General features: G+C 54.4%; 13 protein-coding genes and 3 pseudogenes. 13 read left to right on the forward strand and 3 right to left on the reverse strand.

Annotated features, from left to right (window positions below; all coding sequences use genetic code 11):
* Window positions 1–13: 13 nt before the first annotated feature.
* The 7 genes and pseudogenes from alsK (at window position 14) to O1V66_RS20970 (ending at window position 7,036) form a co-directional block, all read left to right on the forward strand.
* Window positions 14–934, forward strand: coding sequence for an allose kinase (gene alsK, locus O1V66_RS20940; RefSeq protein WP_045049563.1), 921 nt, complete (start codon window positions 14–16; stop codon window positions 932–934).
* A gap of 22 nt (window positions 935–956) precedes the next feature.
* Window positions 957–1,886 carry a ribokinase gene (locus O1V66_RS20945; protein ID WP_045049562.1) on the forward strand — a complete coding sequence of 310 codons (930 nt, stop codon included), beginning with the start codon at window positions 957–959 and terminating at the stop codon, window positions 1,884–1,886.
* A 151-nt stretch (window positions 1,887–2,037) separates the two neighbouring features.
* Window positions 2,038–2,911 (forward strand): annotated as a pseudogene (locus O1V66_RS20950) (carbohydrate ABC transporter permease).
* A pseudogene (locus tag O1V66_RS20955) lies at window positions 2,901–3,790 on the forward strand (carbohydrate ABC transporter permease). The pseudogenes O1V66_RS20950 and O1V66_RS20955 overlap by 11 nt, the downstream one beginning before the upstream one ends.
* A 9-nt stretch (window positions 3,791–3,799) precedes the next feature.
* Window positions 3,800–4,627 carry a phosphodiesterase gene (locus O1V66_RS20960; RefSeq protein WP_045049559.1) on the forward strand — a complete coding sequence of 276 codons (828 nt, stop codon included), beginning with the start codon at window positions 3,800–3,802 and terminating at the stop codon, window positions 4,625–4,627.
* Complete coding sequence (locus O1V66_RS20965; protein WP_187329835.1) at window positions 4,627–5,736, forward strand: ABC transporter ATP-binding protein; 1,110 nt, start codon at window positions 4,627–4,629, stop codon at window positions 5,734–5,736. Before O1V66_RS20960 ends, O1V66_RS20965 begins: the two co-directional genes overlap by 1 nt.
* Complete coding sequence (locus O1V66_RS20970) at window positions 5,729–7,036, forward strand: ABC transporter substrate-binding protein (protein WP_045049557.1); 1,308 nt, start codon at window positions 5,729–5,731, stop codon at window positions 7,034–7,036. Before O1V66_RS20965 ends, O1V66_RS20970 begins: the two co-directional genes overlap by 8 nt.
* Before the next feature lie 88 nt (window positions 7,037–7,124).
* Here O1V66_RS20970 and O1V66_RS20975 read toward each other — a convergent pair.
* A pseudogene (locus O1V66_RS20975) lies at window positions 7,125–7,734 on the reverse strand (HD domain-containing protein).
* Window positions 7,735–8,034: 300 nt separating this feature from the next.
* On the opposite strand from O1V66_RS20975, the gene trhA reads away from it, so the two are divergent.
* Window positions 8,035–8,679 (forward strand): PAQR family membrane homeostasis protein TrhA, encoded by a 645-nt coding sequence (gene trhA / locus O1V66_RS20980; RefSeq protein ID WP_045049555.1) that lies wholly within the window; start codon window positions 8,035–8,037, stop codon window positions 8,677–8,679.
* Between the two features lie 112 nt (window positions 8,680–8,791).
* Here trhA and ygfZ read toward each other — a convergent pair whose 3' ends face one another.
* Window positions 8,792–9,784 (reverse strand): tRNA-modifying protein YgfZ, encoded by a 993-nt coding sequence (gene ygfZ / locus O1V66_RS20985; RefSeq protein ID WP_045049554.1) that lies wholly within the window; start codon window positions 9,782–9,784, stop codon window positions 8,792–8,794.
* A gap of 325 nt (window positions 9,785–10,109) precedes the next feature.
* On the opposite strand from ygfZ, the gene sdhE reads away from it, so the two are divergent.
* Together sdhE and O1V66_RS20995 are read left to right on the forward strand one after the other, a co-directional pair.
* Window positions 10,110–10,376 (forward strand): FAD assembly factor SdhE, encoded by a 267-nt coding sequence (gene sdhE, locus O1V66_RS20990; protein ID WP_045049606.1) that lies wholly within the window; start codon window positions 10,110–10,112, stop codon window positions 10,374–10,376.
* Window positions 10,357–10,824 carry a protein YgfX gene (locus tag O1V66_RS20995; RefSeq protein ID WP_045049553.1) on the forward strand — a complete coding sequence of 156 codons (468 nt, stop codon included), beginning with the start codon at window positions 10,357–10,359 and terminating at the stop codon, window positions 10,822–10,824. The genes sdhE and O1V66_RS20995 overlap by 20 nt, the downstream gene beginning before the upstream one ends.
* A gap of 145 nt (window positions 10,825–10,969) precedes the next feature.
* Here O1V66_RS20995 and fldB read toward each other — a convergent pair whose 3' ends face one another.
* Window positions 10,970–11,488, reverse strand: coding sequence for a flavodoxin FldB (gene fldB, locus O1V66_RS21000; protein ID WP_045049552.1), 519 nt, complete (start codon window positions 11,486–11,488; stop codon window positions 10,970–10,972).
* A gap of 152 nt (window positions 11,489–11,640) precedes the next feature.
* Here fldB and xerD point away from each other — a divergent pair, with 152 nt between their 5' ends.
* From xerD to recJ, 3 genes are all read left to right on the forward strand, one after another.
* Entirely contained in the window at window positions 11,641–12,522 is an 882-nt protein-coding gene (gene xerD / locus O1V66_RS21005) for a site-specific tyrosine recombinase XerD (RefSeq protein WP_045049605.1), read from the forward strand.
* Window positions 12,523–12,547: 25 nt separating this feature from the next.
* Window positions 12,548–13,255, forward strand: coding sequence for a bifunctional protein-disulfide isomerase/oxidoreductase DsbC (gene dsbC / locus O1V66_RS21010; protein WP_045049551.1), 708 nt, complete (start codon window positions 12,548–12,550; stop codon window positions 13,253–13,255).
* 108 nt (window positions 13,256–13,363) lie between these two features.
* On the forward strand, window positions 13,364–15,097 hold the full coding sequence (gene recJ / locus O1V66_RS21015; protein WP_045049550.1) for a single-stranded-DNA-specific exonuclease RecJ: 1,734 nt from the start codon (window positions 13,364–13,366) through the stop codon (window positions 15,095–15,097).
* Window positions 15,098–15,212: the final 115 nt, after the last annotated feature.

The following is a 15,212-nucleotide window of genomic DNA, read 5'->3' on the forward strand; positions in this document are numbered from 1 at the left end:
GCAGGAGAGCCGTATGCACTGTTTTCTCGGCGTAGATATTGGCGGCACCAACACCCGTTTGATGCTGATGGACGGCAGTCAGGAGTTTTATGGTTACCAAAAAGTCCCGACTCAGTCATGGGCGAGCTTGAGTGACCCGTTGAGCGGCTTGCAGCAGTTGATTGAGGAATATTTAATTCAGGCAGGGGTGCGGCAGCAGGTCGTTAGAGTCATGCTGGGATTACCCGGCATCCTGTCGCGGGATCGCCAGACCGTGCTGTCGCTGCCTTTCATTGCCGCGCTGGACAACAGGCCGGTGGCACAGTTGCTTTCACACGCCCTGAACCTGAACGTGGTGATGGACAAAGACGTTAACCATCTGATGTGGTGGGATTTAACCCGTCTTTCAGCCTTGCCCGATGTGGCGGTGGGCGTTTATCTCGGCACCGGTTTAGGCAACAGCCTGTGGCTGAATCAGGACTTTTATCACGGCGCGCATGGGGCCGCAGGCGAGCTTGGGCATATTCCGCTGGCCGGCAATCCGGCGCTGTGCCCGTGCGGAAAAGTGGGTTGTGTCGAGACGCTAACCTCCGGAAACTGGCTGGCAGGCTGGAAACGTCAGCACGCTGCGACCACGGCGTTTGAAGATGTGTTTACCGAATTCGGCCAGCATGCTGATTTACAGGAGTTTGTTGATCGACTTGCGCGTACGATTGCCAGCGAAATGAACATTCTCGACCCTGAATATCTGATTCTGGGTGGCGGCGTGCTGTCGATGGCTGCCTTCCCGCTGGCGCGATTGGAACGGCAAATTCGTCAGCATCTTCGCGGGCCGCAACCTGCCGAGGGTTTGACTATTATTCAAAGCGGTGTAACGGATGAGACAGGCTGTCGTGGGGCCTGTCTGGCAGCCCAGCGCGACTACGAAGCGATGAATCCCCGGGTTCCGGCATGAAAATGCCGTTAAGGAGAAAGGCATGAAAAAGGGCAAGGTCTGCGTATTGGGGTCTTTCAATCTGGATATCGTCGCCGGGATGTCGCGTTTTCCGCAACCCGGCGAGTCACTGATTGCGCACAACAGCATGATGGGCGCGGGCGGCAAGGGGGCAAACCAGGCGGTTGCGGCGCTGCGGGCAGGCGCACGGGTACATTACATCGGCAAGGTGGGACGGGATGATTTCGGCACCTTTGCCCGTCGGCATCTCGACAGTGCCGGTTTCGATGCAGTCACGCTCTTTTCTACCCCCGATTTTCCGACGGGTAACGCACTGATTTATGTGGCGGGTATTGATGCCGAAAACATGATTGCGGTCGATCCGGGCGCGAATCTCACCTTCACCGCCGAGGAGATTGAACAGTGTCGCCCTGCAATAGCCGCCGCCGATATCTTGCTGACTCAGCTCGAAAATAATCTTTCGGCGATAGAAAAGGTAATCGATATTGCTGAAGAGGCGGGCACCTTTATTATTCTTAATCCTGCGCCGTTCCAGCCGGTTTCGGATGCGCTGCTGGCTAAAGTGGATTTGCTGACGCCAAACGCGACCGAATGCACACTGCTCACCGGCATTGAGGTCATCGATATTGCCACCGCGCAGCAGGCCGCCAACGTACTGCATGACAAGGGGATTTACGCCTTGATCATCACCCTTGGCACGCAGGGCGCGTTACTGTCGGTGGCGGGCGATTTTCAGCTGATCGCCGCTTTTCCGGCCGTGCCGAAAGACACGACGGGCGCAGGCGATGCCTTTAATGGCGCGCTCGCCGCTCAACTGGCCAGCGGTATCAATCTGCTGGAGGCGGCGAATTTCGCCTCGGCCTATGCTTCTGTCTGTGTCGAAAGGGCCGGTGCCGCCGCTTCAATGCCCACCTATGAGGAAGCCTTGAAACGCCAATGGGCAACGCTGTAGCCGCAAGCTGACAGGGGAGAAGCTAAAAAAGCCATATTGTTCAGTAACATTTGAACAATAAACAATCACGTTAGTGAAACCTGACGGAAACATGGCTGAAATAGAGAAAGATTAGGGTAAGCATCCTGTTAAAAGCCGCTGGAAAATAGCGATGCGCCACAAGATGTTTCCCTATCTGATACTGCTGCCGACTCTGATTTTTTTGTTGGCGTTTACCTACTATCCGCTGCTGCGCTCAGCGCTGGACAGCCTGGTTCGACAGCCGCATGGCAAGCGACAATCCGCCATTTGCCGGTCTGCAAAACTATCAGCGCCTGTTTGCCGATTCGGTATTTTGGCGCGCACTGCTCAATAATCTTGCCTATATCCTGATGACGGTTATCCCCGGCATTGTGCTTGCGCTGCTATTGGCAGTTGCGCTGTGGGAAAACACCTCGCTGAATCGCTGGCTGCGCACGGCCTTTTTCTTCCCGATGATAATCCCGCTCGTCAGCGCGGCTACCCTGTGGCTGTTTATTTTCATGCCGGGCATGGGCCTGCTCGATTACTATCTGGCGAAGGTTTTCGGTCCGATGAACAACAATTATCTTGGCATGAGCAACAGCGCGCTGATTGCGCTCAGCGTAATTGGCGTGTGGAAATTTGCCGGTTATTACATGCTGTTTTTCCTGGCCGGTTTGCAATCGATTCCTGCTTCCGCCCGTGAAGCCGCGCTGATGGAAGGCGCCAGTCGTTTACAGGTCTTTTTCTACATCACCCTTCCCCTGCTACGACCGACTATCAGTTTTGTGGTCACGATTGCCCTGATTTATTCCATTACTCAAATCGACCACGTCGCGGTGATGACGCAGGGCGGGCCGAACAACGCCACGACCGTGCTGCTTTATTACATTCAGAGCCTTGCCAACGATACGCATGACCTCGGCAAAGCCTCTGCCGCGACTTTCGTCACTCTGGTGCTGCTGTTTGCCTTTTCAGTGCTAAATCTTCGTGTTCTGGAAAGAGGAGCTCATCATGAGCGTTGAAACATCCCCTCGGCCGATGCTGAAAACGCAGGGCCGGGCGCGCCGTCGCACGCTGCTGGTACGCCGCAGTTCATCACTGACCTTGCCCATTTTGCTCACGTGCGCCGCGCTGCTCTGGCTCACGCCTTTTATCTGGATGCTCTCTTCGGCTTTTAGCACAAGCAGCTTTTCGCCGGATATGGCGTCGTTGTTGCCGCGTTTCCCGCTGACTTTCGACAACTTCCGCGATGCCTGGCAGAGCGCCGACTGGTTGCGTCTGTATGCCAATACGATTTTTTCGCCTTCGGCACCTTTCTAGTCCAGCTCATCACCATTACAACCGCAGGTTACGTCTTTGCCTATCACGAATTTCGCGGCAAACAGACCCTGTTTTACCTGCTGCTGATTCAGCTGATGATCATGCCGGTCATTATGATGGTTCCCAACATGATGATTCTCAAGCAAATCGGTCTGCTCAATACCTTGACCGGCACCATGATGCCGTATTTCGCCTCGGCATTTGGCGTGTTCCTGATGCGTCAGGCTTTTCTCGCAATTCCACGTGAAATTGAAGAAGCCGCGCTAATGGAAGGCTGCCGCTGGTGGCAGGTGGTGTTCCGCGTACTGATCCCAATGTCGTGGCCCGCCATTCTGGCGTTTGCCACGGTGAGCATTACCTATCACTGGAATGAATATTTGTGGCCGCTGATGGTGCTCAACGATCCGGATAAACAGGTGCTTACGGTCGGGCTGGTGTCGTTTGCCATGGGCGCAGAATCCGGCGGTCAGTGGGGATTGATTACGGCGGGCACGCTGATGGTCTGCTTGCCGCTGATGCTGGCCTTTATCCTCTTTCAGAAACAGTTCCTTAAAAGCTTCGGTTTTTCAGGCATCAAATAGGGAGTTTTCATGTTTTTAGCTCAAATTTCCGACCTGCATTTTCGCAGCCACGGTCGCAAGCTTTATGACTTTATCGACGTCAACGGCGGTAATGCCGAGGTGGTGAGCCAGCTGAATGCGCTGGAAGAACGCCCGGACGCGGTAGTGATTACCGGCGACATTGTGAACTGCGGTTTAGCTTCCGAGTATGAGGTTGCCCGTCAGACATTGGGCAATTTGCGTTATCCGCTGTATATCATTCCCGGCAATCACGACGATAAAGCCCAGTTTCTGGAAGCCATGGGCCCCCTGTGCCCGCAGCTCGGCACCGACCCGAATAACATGCATTATGCCGTTGACGACTTTGCCATGCGCCTGCTGTTTATCGATACCAGTGTGGCCGGTGAATCCAGAGGCTGGCTGACTCAAGACACCCTCGCGTGGCTCGAAACCCAGCTGGAGCAGGGCGGCGATAAACCTACGACGGTATTTATGCACCATCCGCCGATGAAATTAGGCTCGGCGCAAATGGACCGGATTGCCTGCGAAAATGGCGACCGGCTGCTGTCTTTAATCGACCGTTTCCCTTCGCTGACTCGCGTATTTTGCGGCCATACTCATCGCCTGATTTTCACCCAGTATCGGCAGGCGATTATCTCCACTATTCCGGGAACGGTGCATCAGGTGCCGTATTTCCATGAAAATCCGGCGGCCTATTACAACCTCGAGCCCGCCGCGTGTTTGATGCATCGCCTTATCGACAACACGGGCCTGGTGAGTTATCTGCATCCGCTGACCCAATACGCGGGACCGTACCTTTATGATGCCAATATCAGCTGCCCGTTGGATGAAAAATAATGTCGACTCTCCGTCTGGAAAATGTCAGTAAAAAATTCGAAGGCAGCATGGCGGTGAACAATCTGTCACTCGAGATTGCCGACGGCGAATTTCTGGTGCTGGTAGGGCCTTCCGGCTGTGGCAAAAGCACCCTGTTGCGCCTGCTGGCCGGTCTGGAAGAGGTCAGTGAAGGGCGCATCTTGCAGGCAGGAAATGACATCACCCTGCTTGAACCGCGCGAGCGTAACTTTTCGATAATTTTTCAGAACTATGCGCTGTTTCCCCATATGACGGTTGAGCAGAACATCACTTTCGGCATGCGGATGCGCAACGAGCCGAAATCCCGGCATCGGGCACGGGTGGACAGAGTGGCCGATTTGCTCCAGCTCGGCGAATTACTGGGACGTAAACCGGGCAAGCTTTCCGGCGGTCAGCGGCAGCGCGTGGCGATGGCGCGTGCGATTGTCCGCGACCCAAAACTGTTTCTGATGGACGAACCGCTGTCGAACCTTGATGCGCGCCTGCGTACCGAAGTGCGCGACGGCATTATGACTCTGCATCGGCAGCTTAAAACCAGCACCGTGTATGTCACGCACGATCAAATGGAAGCCATGACCATGGCCGACAGAATCGCGGTACTCAACAAGGGCCATCTGCAACAGATTGGTGCGCCGCAGACCCTGTATGCGCATCCCGCCAACCTTTTCGTGGCAGGCTTTATCGGTACACCGGCCATGAATATTTTCAAACTTCCGTGCCGGAACGGCGTAGTCACAGTGGCCGGACAGGCCATCAGATTGCCTGACACCGCACATGCCAGCGAGTTGAACGAAGTCTATCTGGGCATTCGGCCGGAGCATATCGAGGACAATACCTCGAGCCGTATTGCCGAAAGCCAAGGCCACGACCGCATACAGCTTGAAGCCGCGCTGACCTTCTGCGAATTGCTGGGTGCCGAATACCTGAACCATGCACAGACCCCGATCGGCGCAGTGCGCTATCTACGAGAAAATCGGGGCGATGCGCCCGTTGTCAATCAACAGGTTAACTTGAGTTTTTCATTGCACGACATTCATCTTTTTTCAGGCCAGAACCAGCTAAATTTACACCGGGAGATGCAGCATGCGTAACGTACAGGCGCTCACTCTGGCGGTCACCATGATGACCACAGGCGCCGTTTCAGCAAAAGAAAGTATTGATTTTATGTTTCCTGCGCCGGTCGACGGCAAGCTTACGATGGAAATGACCCGAGTAATCAAAGAGTATAATCAGTCGCAGAATGAGGTTGAGGTACGGGGCATTTTCACCGGCAACTATGACACCACCAAAGTAAAGGCCGAAGCCGCCGCCAAATCGGGTCAGCCACCGGCGCTGGTTATTATGTCGGCAAACTTTACTGCCGACTTAGCCATTAAAAATGAAATTCTGCCGATGGACGAACTGTTCAAATACGGCGATGAAAAAGCGACCCCTTTCCTGGTCGACAAATTCTGGCCCGCGATGAGACAAAATGCGCAGGTCAACGGCGTGACTTACGCGATTCCCTTCCATAATTCGACGCCGATTCTCTATTACAACAAAGACCTGTTCAAGAAGGCCGGAATCGATCATCCTCCGGCTGATTGGGCCGAACTGCTGGCGGATTCCAAAAAGCTGACCGATTCGGCGAAAGGCCAGTGGGGTATCATGCTGCCTTCGACCAATGACGACTACGGCGGCTGGATCCTATCTGCGCTTACCCGTGCCAATGGCGGCAATTATTACAACGCCGATTACCCCGGCGAGGTGTACTACAACCAACCTTCTACCATTGGCGCGCTGAAATTCTGGCAGAATCTGGTGTATCGCGACAATGTCATGCCGGCAGGGGTGCTGAACTCCAAGCAGATTAGTGCCGCATTCTTTTCAGGCAAGCTGGGTATGGCGATGCTAAGCACGGGCGCGCTGGGCTTTATGCGCGAAAATACCAGGGATTTCGAGCTGGGCGTGGCGATGTTGCCAAAGGAAACCCGTCATGCGGTTACTATCGGCGGCGCCAGTCTGGTGAGTTTCAAAGGCATTTCGGACGAGCAGAAAAAAGCCGCCTACCGCTTCCTGCAATATTTGGTCAGCCCGAAGGTCAACGGCAGCTGGAGCCGCTTCACCGGTTATTTCTCCCCGCGTAAAGATGCCTACGCTACGCCGGAGATGAAAGATTACCTGGCCGGGGATCCGCGTGCAGCCATTGCTCTGGATCAGCTGAAATACGCCATGCCTTGGTATGCAACCTATGAAACGGTCGCAGTACGTCAAGCCATGGAAAACCAACTGGGGGCGCTGATGAACGACGCCAAACTGACTCCGGAAGCGGCCGCTAACGAAGCGCAGAAACAAGCGGATTTGATCATGAAGCCTTATAACGAGCAGACTGCCTTGCGCACGCCGCAGTAACTGCTTTCATGGCGGCAGGCGAGTAAGACACTGCCTGCTGCCATATTTATTGTTTTTAATTCAATGGTTTGAGTGAAAATCGCTTCCCTTACTTCAGCCAGCCTTGTTCATAGGCGTGGTTGAGGTGAACAATCAGATGCTCCCAAAGCGCCGGATTGATTTCGCTGATAAAGGCATTGCGAGACAACACCTGCTCCAGACGAATGTTGTTTTCTACCCAGCTTTGACCCTGATTGCTGAGGTTCATGACGACAGGCAAAACGCGGTCGAGCATCAGGGCAAAACGCGCTTCGGGCGTTTCACCGGCTTCGTATTCGTTCCATAAATCCAGAAACTGCTGATTTAAAGGGACAGGCAACATGCCGAACCAGGCGATGTGCGGCAGCGACTTCCTGATCGTGAACCGCTTCACGCGCGGCAAGATCATAGACCAGTACATCACCGGCATCGATTTCAACGATATCGTGCAGCAGCGCCATACGAATCACTTTCTGGATATCCACGTCTTTTCCGGCGAAAGGTGCCAGACTCATGGCCGCCATAGCGAAATGCCAGCTGTGCTCCGCCGAGTTTTCCTGACGCTGGGTACCTAACACCTTGGTACGGCGCTGCACGCTCTTCAATTTGTCGATTTCCATCAAAAATTGAAAAACTTCGGTCATCGGGCCGAAATTAAGTGCCGGGGAGGCTACAGACATAATTACACCTTAGTCATTAGAGACGGCTGTTTCAGAAAAATCCCTCAACCCTGCATTTTTGTATGCAGTCGAGTGAGTACCATAAAGCCAAAAGCTAAAAAAATCATGCTTTAAGCCAAGATAAAAGCAAACTGCGAGCGTGTTTTTCGGCATTGACGGACACACATTGTAAAGAGCCTTGAGAGACGGTTACATCGCTTTATACAATATTTAAGCTTACACGTGTACACTGGAATCATTGTCGGCTACAGTGCCGATGCAGTTAACTTGTTCACTTTCTGGTCTCGAGGTTATCAACGTATGGTTAAATCATCACCACAGGGATATCCGTGGGCGGAAGAAATCGCCAATAGCCTAAGTCATGGTATTGGGGTCGTTTTCGGTATTATCGGTTTGGTGCTTTTGCTGGTTCAGGCGGTCGGCGCAAACGCCGATGTCACTGCAATTACCAGCTACAGTCTTTATGGCGGCAGCATGATCCTGCTGTTTTTGGCCTCAACGCTTTATCACGCCATTCCTCACGAAAGGGCCAAGTTCTGGCTCAAAAAACTTGACCATTGCGCAATCTATTTACTGATTGCAGGCACTTATACGCCTTTTCTGCTGGTGGGACTGGATTCACCGCTAGCCAAGGGGCTGATGATTGTTATCTGGTCCATCGCCGCATTTGGTGTGGTGTTTAAACTGATCTTCGCCCACCGTTTTGAAGTGCTGTCGTTGATTATTTATCTCACGATGGGCTGGCTCTCGCTGATTGTGATTTATCAGCTGGCAATGAAGCTGTCGACGGGCGGCGTGATTCTGCTTGCCGCGGGCGGCATCATCTACACGCTGGGGGTCATTTTCTATGCCTCGAAGCGCCTGCGTTTTGGTCATGCCATATGGCATGGATTTGTGCTTGGCGGCTGCTTCTGCCACTTTCTGGCTATCTACTATTACGTTTAGCTCGTCTCGCCAGCATGACATCTAACTTCTACGGCAAATCGATACACAGCTTGCCCTTTATCAACCCGGCCGATGTCACTGGCCGGGTTTTTTATTGCCTGTTCAACGCGCGTTATTTCTTTTCTTCAAGCGAATAAGGCAGCGGCTGAATTTTTAAGGCACTGCCGGTTTCTTCACGCACGCGTAGGTGGCTCTCGGCATCGAGATCGTTATTCAGCACGGCTTGAACCCAGAGTGAACCGTCATTTAACTGGCTCGCCGCCAGAACGGTTCCGGTACGACGCCAGTTTTCACCCAGTTGCAGTTCCAGGTCGTCGCCGGCCGCCGGAACCTTGCTCGATTTACCCGTCAGCCAGTAAAGCGCGCGCTTGTTGGCACCGCGATATTTGGCACGCGCCACCATCTCCTGGCCTGCATAACAGCCTTTGGTGAAGCTGATGCCCTCCAGCGCCTGAATATTGGTGGCCTGCGGAATAAACTGCACGCTGTTGACGGTATCGATAATCGGATAACCCGCTTCGATATCCAGCGCCAGCCACTGCTGGCTGTCATTAAGCTGCGCCTGTTCACCCAGCTCTTTGGTAACCTGCTGCGCCTTTTCGGGGCTTGTGACAATCAGGTAACGGTCGGCGGGCAAAGGAAGGTGCAGCAGGGTGGTTTCATCTTCCTGAACCACAGGCGTTGTTGCATCGGGCAGTGTCGCGAAAATACCTTTCAGCGCCGCACTGGCCTGAAAACCGGCTACGCCCAGCAATACGACATCGTCATCGGCGGTAAAGGTAATCTTGGAAAACACCGCGTACTTTTTCATTTCGGTAAGCTGGTTATCGCGCAGGTTGCGACGTTCGATATAGGCCATGCCGTCGCCACGTTTGAACAACCGCATGTTGCTCCACATCTTGCCCTTGGCATCGCAGTGGGCGCACAGGACGTGCTCTTCCGGAGCCAGCTTCTCGACGTCGGCGGTGACCTGACCCTGCAGATATTTAATGGTATCAGCGCCGGTCAGCGTGACCAGTGCCCAGTCTTCCAGCGAGATAATAGTCAGCGGAAGATGCGATGAAGATGAAGGCTTTTGCGGAGGAAACGGGTACTTGTACGTCATGATATGTCCTAATCCTGGGCTGCTGATGTAGGGATGTATTCAGGCATGGTAAAAGAGCTGACCCGCTTTGAAAACACTTATTGGTGCTGTTTACGGGACGCCTCGCATGGAAAGCTTAGTCGTTGCCGCCGGTACCGGCACTTTTGCGGCACGTTACCCAGAATTGATCATCTTGTGACGTTGCGGCATTGAATAGTTACGCGTGAGGACTTTCGGCTGATAGAATCAACGCCGAATCATGAAAACCCGATGCCTCTTTATGTTCTCAAACCGTCCGGCCCCTTCAGGAGCCTGGCAAACGTGCAACTATATGGATACCTGCACCATGGATATTAACAACAAATCCCGCATCCACTGGGCCTGCCGCCGCGGCATGAAAGAGCTGGACATGGCCATCCTGCCGTTCTTTGAATACGAATTCGATACGTTGAGTGTTGAAGACAAACAGCAGTTTGCGCGCCTGCTTGAATGCGACGACCCTGATTTATTCAACTGGCTGATGAACTACGGCGAGCCGGACGACCTTGAATTGAAACGTATAGTTAGCCTTATTCAGACGCGAAATAAAGACCGTGGCCCTGTGGCAATGTGACTTACGGGTGTCGTGGCGCAGTCAGCTGTTTTCACTGGCCGTGCACGCCGCGCTTATCCTGCTGATTTTACTCACGCCCTGGCCGCCGGGCTACTGGATGGTCTGGCTGATTCTCATGGTCGTGATGGTGTTTCTTGCCATCCGCAGCCAGCGCCGTATCAGCGCCGTGCAGGGCGAAATCAGCCTGCTGGCTCAGGACAAACTGTGGTGGCGTGGTAACGAATGGAAAATCCGCCAGCCAGTCTGGATGATCGACAGCGGTATTTTATTGTCTCTGCGAAGGGAGCATATTGGCGATGATTGGCGGCAGGCGTTTCGCAGCCGAAAGCATAAGCTATGGCTGGCCTCTGACAGCATGAGTCAGGAAGAGTGGCGTCACCTGCGTCTATTGCTGCTGACCGGTAAACGCGGTGCCGGTTCGGCAAATCACCGGCCCCCTCCGCTGTAAGCTGGTCATGGGGCAGCCTCCACAGCGGAAGGCTTTTAGCCCGCCTCGTGCAAGGCGTGGCTTTGGGTTCTGGTTGCAATGCTATTGCTGGTGGAGTGCCGCTGTCGTGGATTGCACCGAACCTGGCGGCAGCGTTGAACCAAGACTAGAGCAGGGCGTCCATTTCAAGCAGGATTTGGTCGCACCACTGTTGCAGGCGATCGTCGCTCATCTCGAATTGATTGACCTCATCCAGTGCCAAACCTACAAAGTGTTTGCCGTCGGCGCTCAGGGGTTTGGGGCTGGTAAACTCGAAGCCTTCTATCGGCCAGAACCCGATAAACTGCACGCCGAGCGGCAGCAGGCGGTCATAGAGCATGCCAAGGGCATCGAGGAACCATTCGCCGTAACCCAGCTGGTCGCCCATGCCGTACATGGCAACGATTTTTCCACGCAGATTCAAGGTGGTTAGGCGATCCCAGACCGCTTCCCAGTCTTCCTGAATCTCGCCGAAGTCCCAGGTCGGGATGCCGAGAATAAGAATGTCGTAATCTTCCATTACGGAAGGATCAACGTCTTTTAAATTGTGCAGATCCACCAATTCTTCACCCAGAATATCGCGAATTTTTTCAGCGGCCATCTCGGTGTAACAGGTACTTGAGCCGTAAAACAAACCAATCTTCATTCTTGCAATCGTACTCGGTAAGTCAATGAATGCCGTTGAGTGTACCAGAATTGCAGCAAATTAAGGCATAATGCGCAGGTATTCCAAGACCCTTGGCCAACGCCTGGAAACAGGATAAAGGAGAAAATGTGCCCAAAGTGGACGATGACTCAATGCTGGTCGAACAGTTTCTCGATGCGCTGTGGCTGGAAAGAAACCTCGCCGAAAACACTCTGGCTTCCTATCGTCTCGACCTGAAAACGCTGTTGGCGTGGCTTGGGCATCATCAAACCGACCTGATTCATGTTCAGGCACCGGAGTTGCAGTCTTTTCTCGCCGAGCGAGTTGAAGGGGGCTACAAGGCGACCAGTTCGGCGCGTCTGTTGAGTGCCATGCGTCGGTTGTTTCAGTACCTGAATCGAGAATCGCTGCGTGAAGACGATCCTACCGCGCTGCTCTCCTCGCCGAAGCTGCCACAACGACTGCCGAAAGACTTGAGCGAGGCGCAGATAGAGTCGTTGCTGGCCGCGCCCAGCACGGAAATTCCGCTTGAGCTTAGGGACAAGGCGATGCTTGAGCTGCTTTATGCCACGGGTCTGCGCGTTACCGAGCTGGTCGGACTCACGCTGAGCGACATCAGCCTGCGACAGGGCGTGGTGCGGGTGATTGGTAAAGGCGATAAAGAACGCCTCGTACCGCTTGGCGAAGAGGCCGTTTACTGGCTTGAGTATTATCTCGAACATGGCAGGCCGTGGCTGCTCAACGGGCAGTCGCTTGACGTCGTTTTCCCGAGCAGTCGCAGCCAGCAAATGACGCGGCAGACGTTTTGGCACCGTATCAAGCATTACGCCGTACTGGCGGGTATCAATGCCGACAAACTCTCGCCCCACGTGCTGCGCCACGCATTTGCGACACATCTTTTGAACCACGGGGCCGACCTGCGTGTCGTACAGATGCTTTTGGGGCACAGCGACCTGTCGACCACCCAGATTTACACGCATGTCGCGACGGAGCGTTTAAAGCAGCTACATCAACAACATCACCCTCGTGCTTGATCCGAGGCAAATACAGGACGTCATGATGAAAATAACGGTATTGATGCTGGCGATGATGTCAGCAGGACTTTTCAACGCCGCACACGCCGACGATGCCGCGTTGAAGGCGACGTTCAACAAGATTGGCCTCGAGAATCCCGAGGTTCAGTCTTCGCCCGTCAAAGGGCTGAAAGCCGTGACCACGCCGCAGGGCGTCATTTATGTCAGCGAAGATGGTCGCTATGTGTTGCAGGGGCCGCTGTTTGATGTCAGCGGCGAGCGGCCGGTCAATCTCAGCAATCAGGCACTGATCGCCAAAGTGGACGCGCTGAAAAACGAGATGATCGTTTACAAGGCGGCCAGCGAGAAAAAGGTCATCACCGTATTTACCGACATTACCTGCGGTTACTGCCACAGGCTACATCAGCAGATGAAAGGCTATAACGATCTCGGTATCACCGTACGCTATCTGGCATTCCCGCGCGAAGGGCTGGGTTCTGAAACCGAGAAAAACATGCAGTCTATCTGGAATACCGCCAATCGTAACAAGGCACTGGATGACGCAATGCGCGGCGAGACTATTTCGCCTATCGCCAAATCTGCCGCCAGCAAAGTGGATATCTCAAAGCATTACGCACTGGGTGAGCAGCTTGGCGTAACCGGCACGCCTGCCATTGTGCTTGAAGACGGTACGCTGATGCCTGGATATCAACCGCCAGCGGCGATGGCGCAGATACTTGGGATCAAGGCGTAGGACTTCCCTCGTCAATGCGGTTAAAATAGCCGTTAACAGCAGGCGATCGGCCAAAAACCGATCGCCTTTCTCTCTGTAAGAGTTTGGCACTACAAAAGGTTGGTTTTAGTGACAGTCAAGACCCAGCTTAAGCGCCGTAATGTGGAAGAAGGCGCAAATCTCCCTGCCGACCTTGCCCCCTTACTGCGTCGTCTATACGCCATGCGCGGCGTCAAACAGAGCCAGGAGCTTGAGCGCGGTGTAAAAGGTTTACTCGGCTATCAGGATCTGGACGGCATCGATGCGGCCGTAAGCCTGCTTCAAAATGCGCTGGCCGAGCGTCTGCAAATCATGATTGTGGGCGACTTTGATGCCGATGGCGCAACCAGCACCGCATTGACCGTGCTGTCTTTGCGCAGTATGGGCTGCGACAGCGTAAAATATCTGGTCCCCAATCGCTTTGAAGACGGCTATGGATTAAGTCCCGAAGTAGTCGAGCAGGCTGCGGCGCGCGGTGCGCAGCTGATCCTGACCGTCGACAACGGCATTTCCTCCCACGCGGGTGTCGAGCTGGCGCATAAACTGGGCATTCAGGTGTTAATCACCGATCACCATTTGCCCGGCGAAACGCTGCCTGCCGCCGAAGCGATTATCAACCCGAACCTGCACGGCTGCACCTTTGCGTCGAAATCGCTGGCAGGCGTCGGCGTGGCATTTTATCTGATGCTGGCACTGCGCAGTAAATTGCGGGAAAGCGGTTGGTTTGAACAACGTGGCCTGCCTATGCCGAATCTGGCCGAATGGCTGGATCTCGTGGCGCTTGGCACCGTGGCCGACGTCGTCCCCCTCGATACCAATAACCGTATTCTCGTTTATCAAGGGCTTAATCGTATCCGCGCCGGTAAATGCCGTGCGGGTGTGCGGGCATTGCTGGAAGTAGCAGGGCGCGATGCAAGGCAACTTACCGCCAGCGATCTCGGCTTTGCCCTGGGGCCTCGCCTGAATGCGGCGGGCCGTCTCGACGATATGTCTATCGGTGTAGCACTGCTGCTGAGTGAAGACATGGCACAGGCGCGCGCACTGGCAAGTGACCTCGATGCCCTGAATCTGACCCGCCGCGAAATCGAGCAGGGCATGCAGGTTGAAGCGCTGGCGCTTTGTCAGAAGCTGGAAACTCGCAGTGAAAATCTGCCGTACGGATTGGCGATGTACCATCCGGAGTGGCATCAGGGCGTAGTCGGCATTCTGGCTTCGCGCTTGAAAGAACGTTTTAATCGCCCCGTTATCGCTTTTGCCCCGGCGGGCGAGGGGGTACTCAAAGGGTCCGGGCGTTCCATCAGTGGCCTGCATATGCGCGATGCGCTGGAGCGTATCGATACCCTCAATCCGGGGTTGATGATGAAGTTCGGCGGACATGCCATGGCGGCCGGGCTTTCACTCGAAGAGAGCAAGTTCGACCAGTTTCGTGAGTGTTTTGCAGAGCTTGTGGGGGAATGGCTCGACCCTTCGCATCTCGAGGGCATTGTCTGGTCCGATGGCGAACTGTCGGCGAGCGAGATGTCTCTTGAAACCGCCGAGCTATTACGTGATGGCGGCCCGTGGGGACAGGCATTCCCCGAGCCGGTCTTCGACGGCACCTTCCGTATTCTTCAGCAAAAGCTGCTGAAAGAGCGGCATTTGAAGCTGATGATCGAACCGCTCGGCGGCGGTCCGCTGCTTGACGGCATTGCCTTTAATATCGACCCGACGCTGTGGCCCGACACCAGCGTGCGCGAAGTGCAACTGGCCTACAAGCTGGACATCAACGAGTATCGCGGTAATCGCAGCGTTCAACTGATGATTCAACATTTGTGGCCGCGCTAGAGCGCACCGCCGCCGCCGAGTAGATTATTAGCGCCTCTTGCTATAAAAGAGGCGCCATTTCCTTTAGAATATGCGGTTCGAATGGCGCTGTGCCAGAACCGACTCAACGTAAGAC

It is taken from the genome of Rouxiella chamberiensis (assembly GCF_026967475.1).
GTDB lineage: Bacteria > Pseudomonadota > Gammaproteobacteria > Enterobacterales > Enterobacteriaceae > Rouxiella > Rouxiella chamberiensis.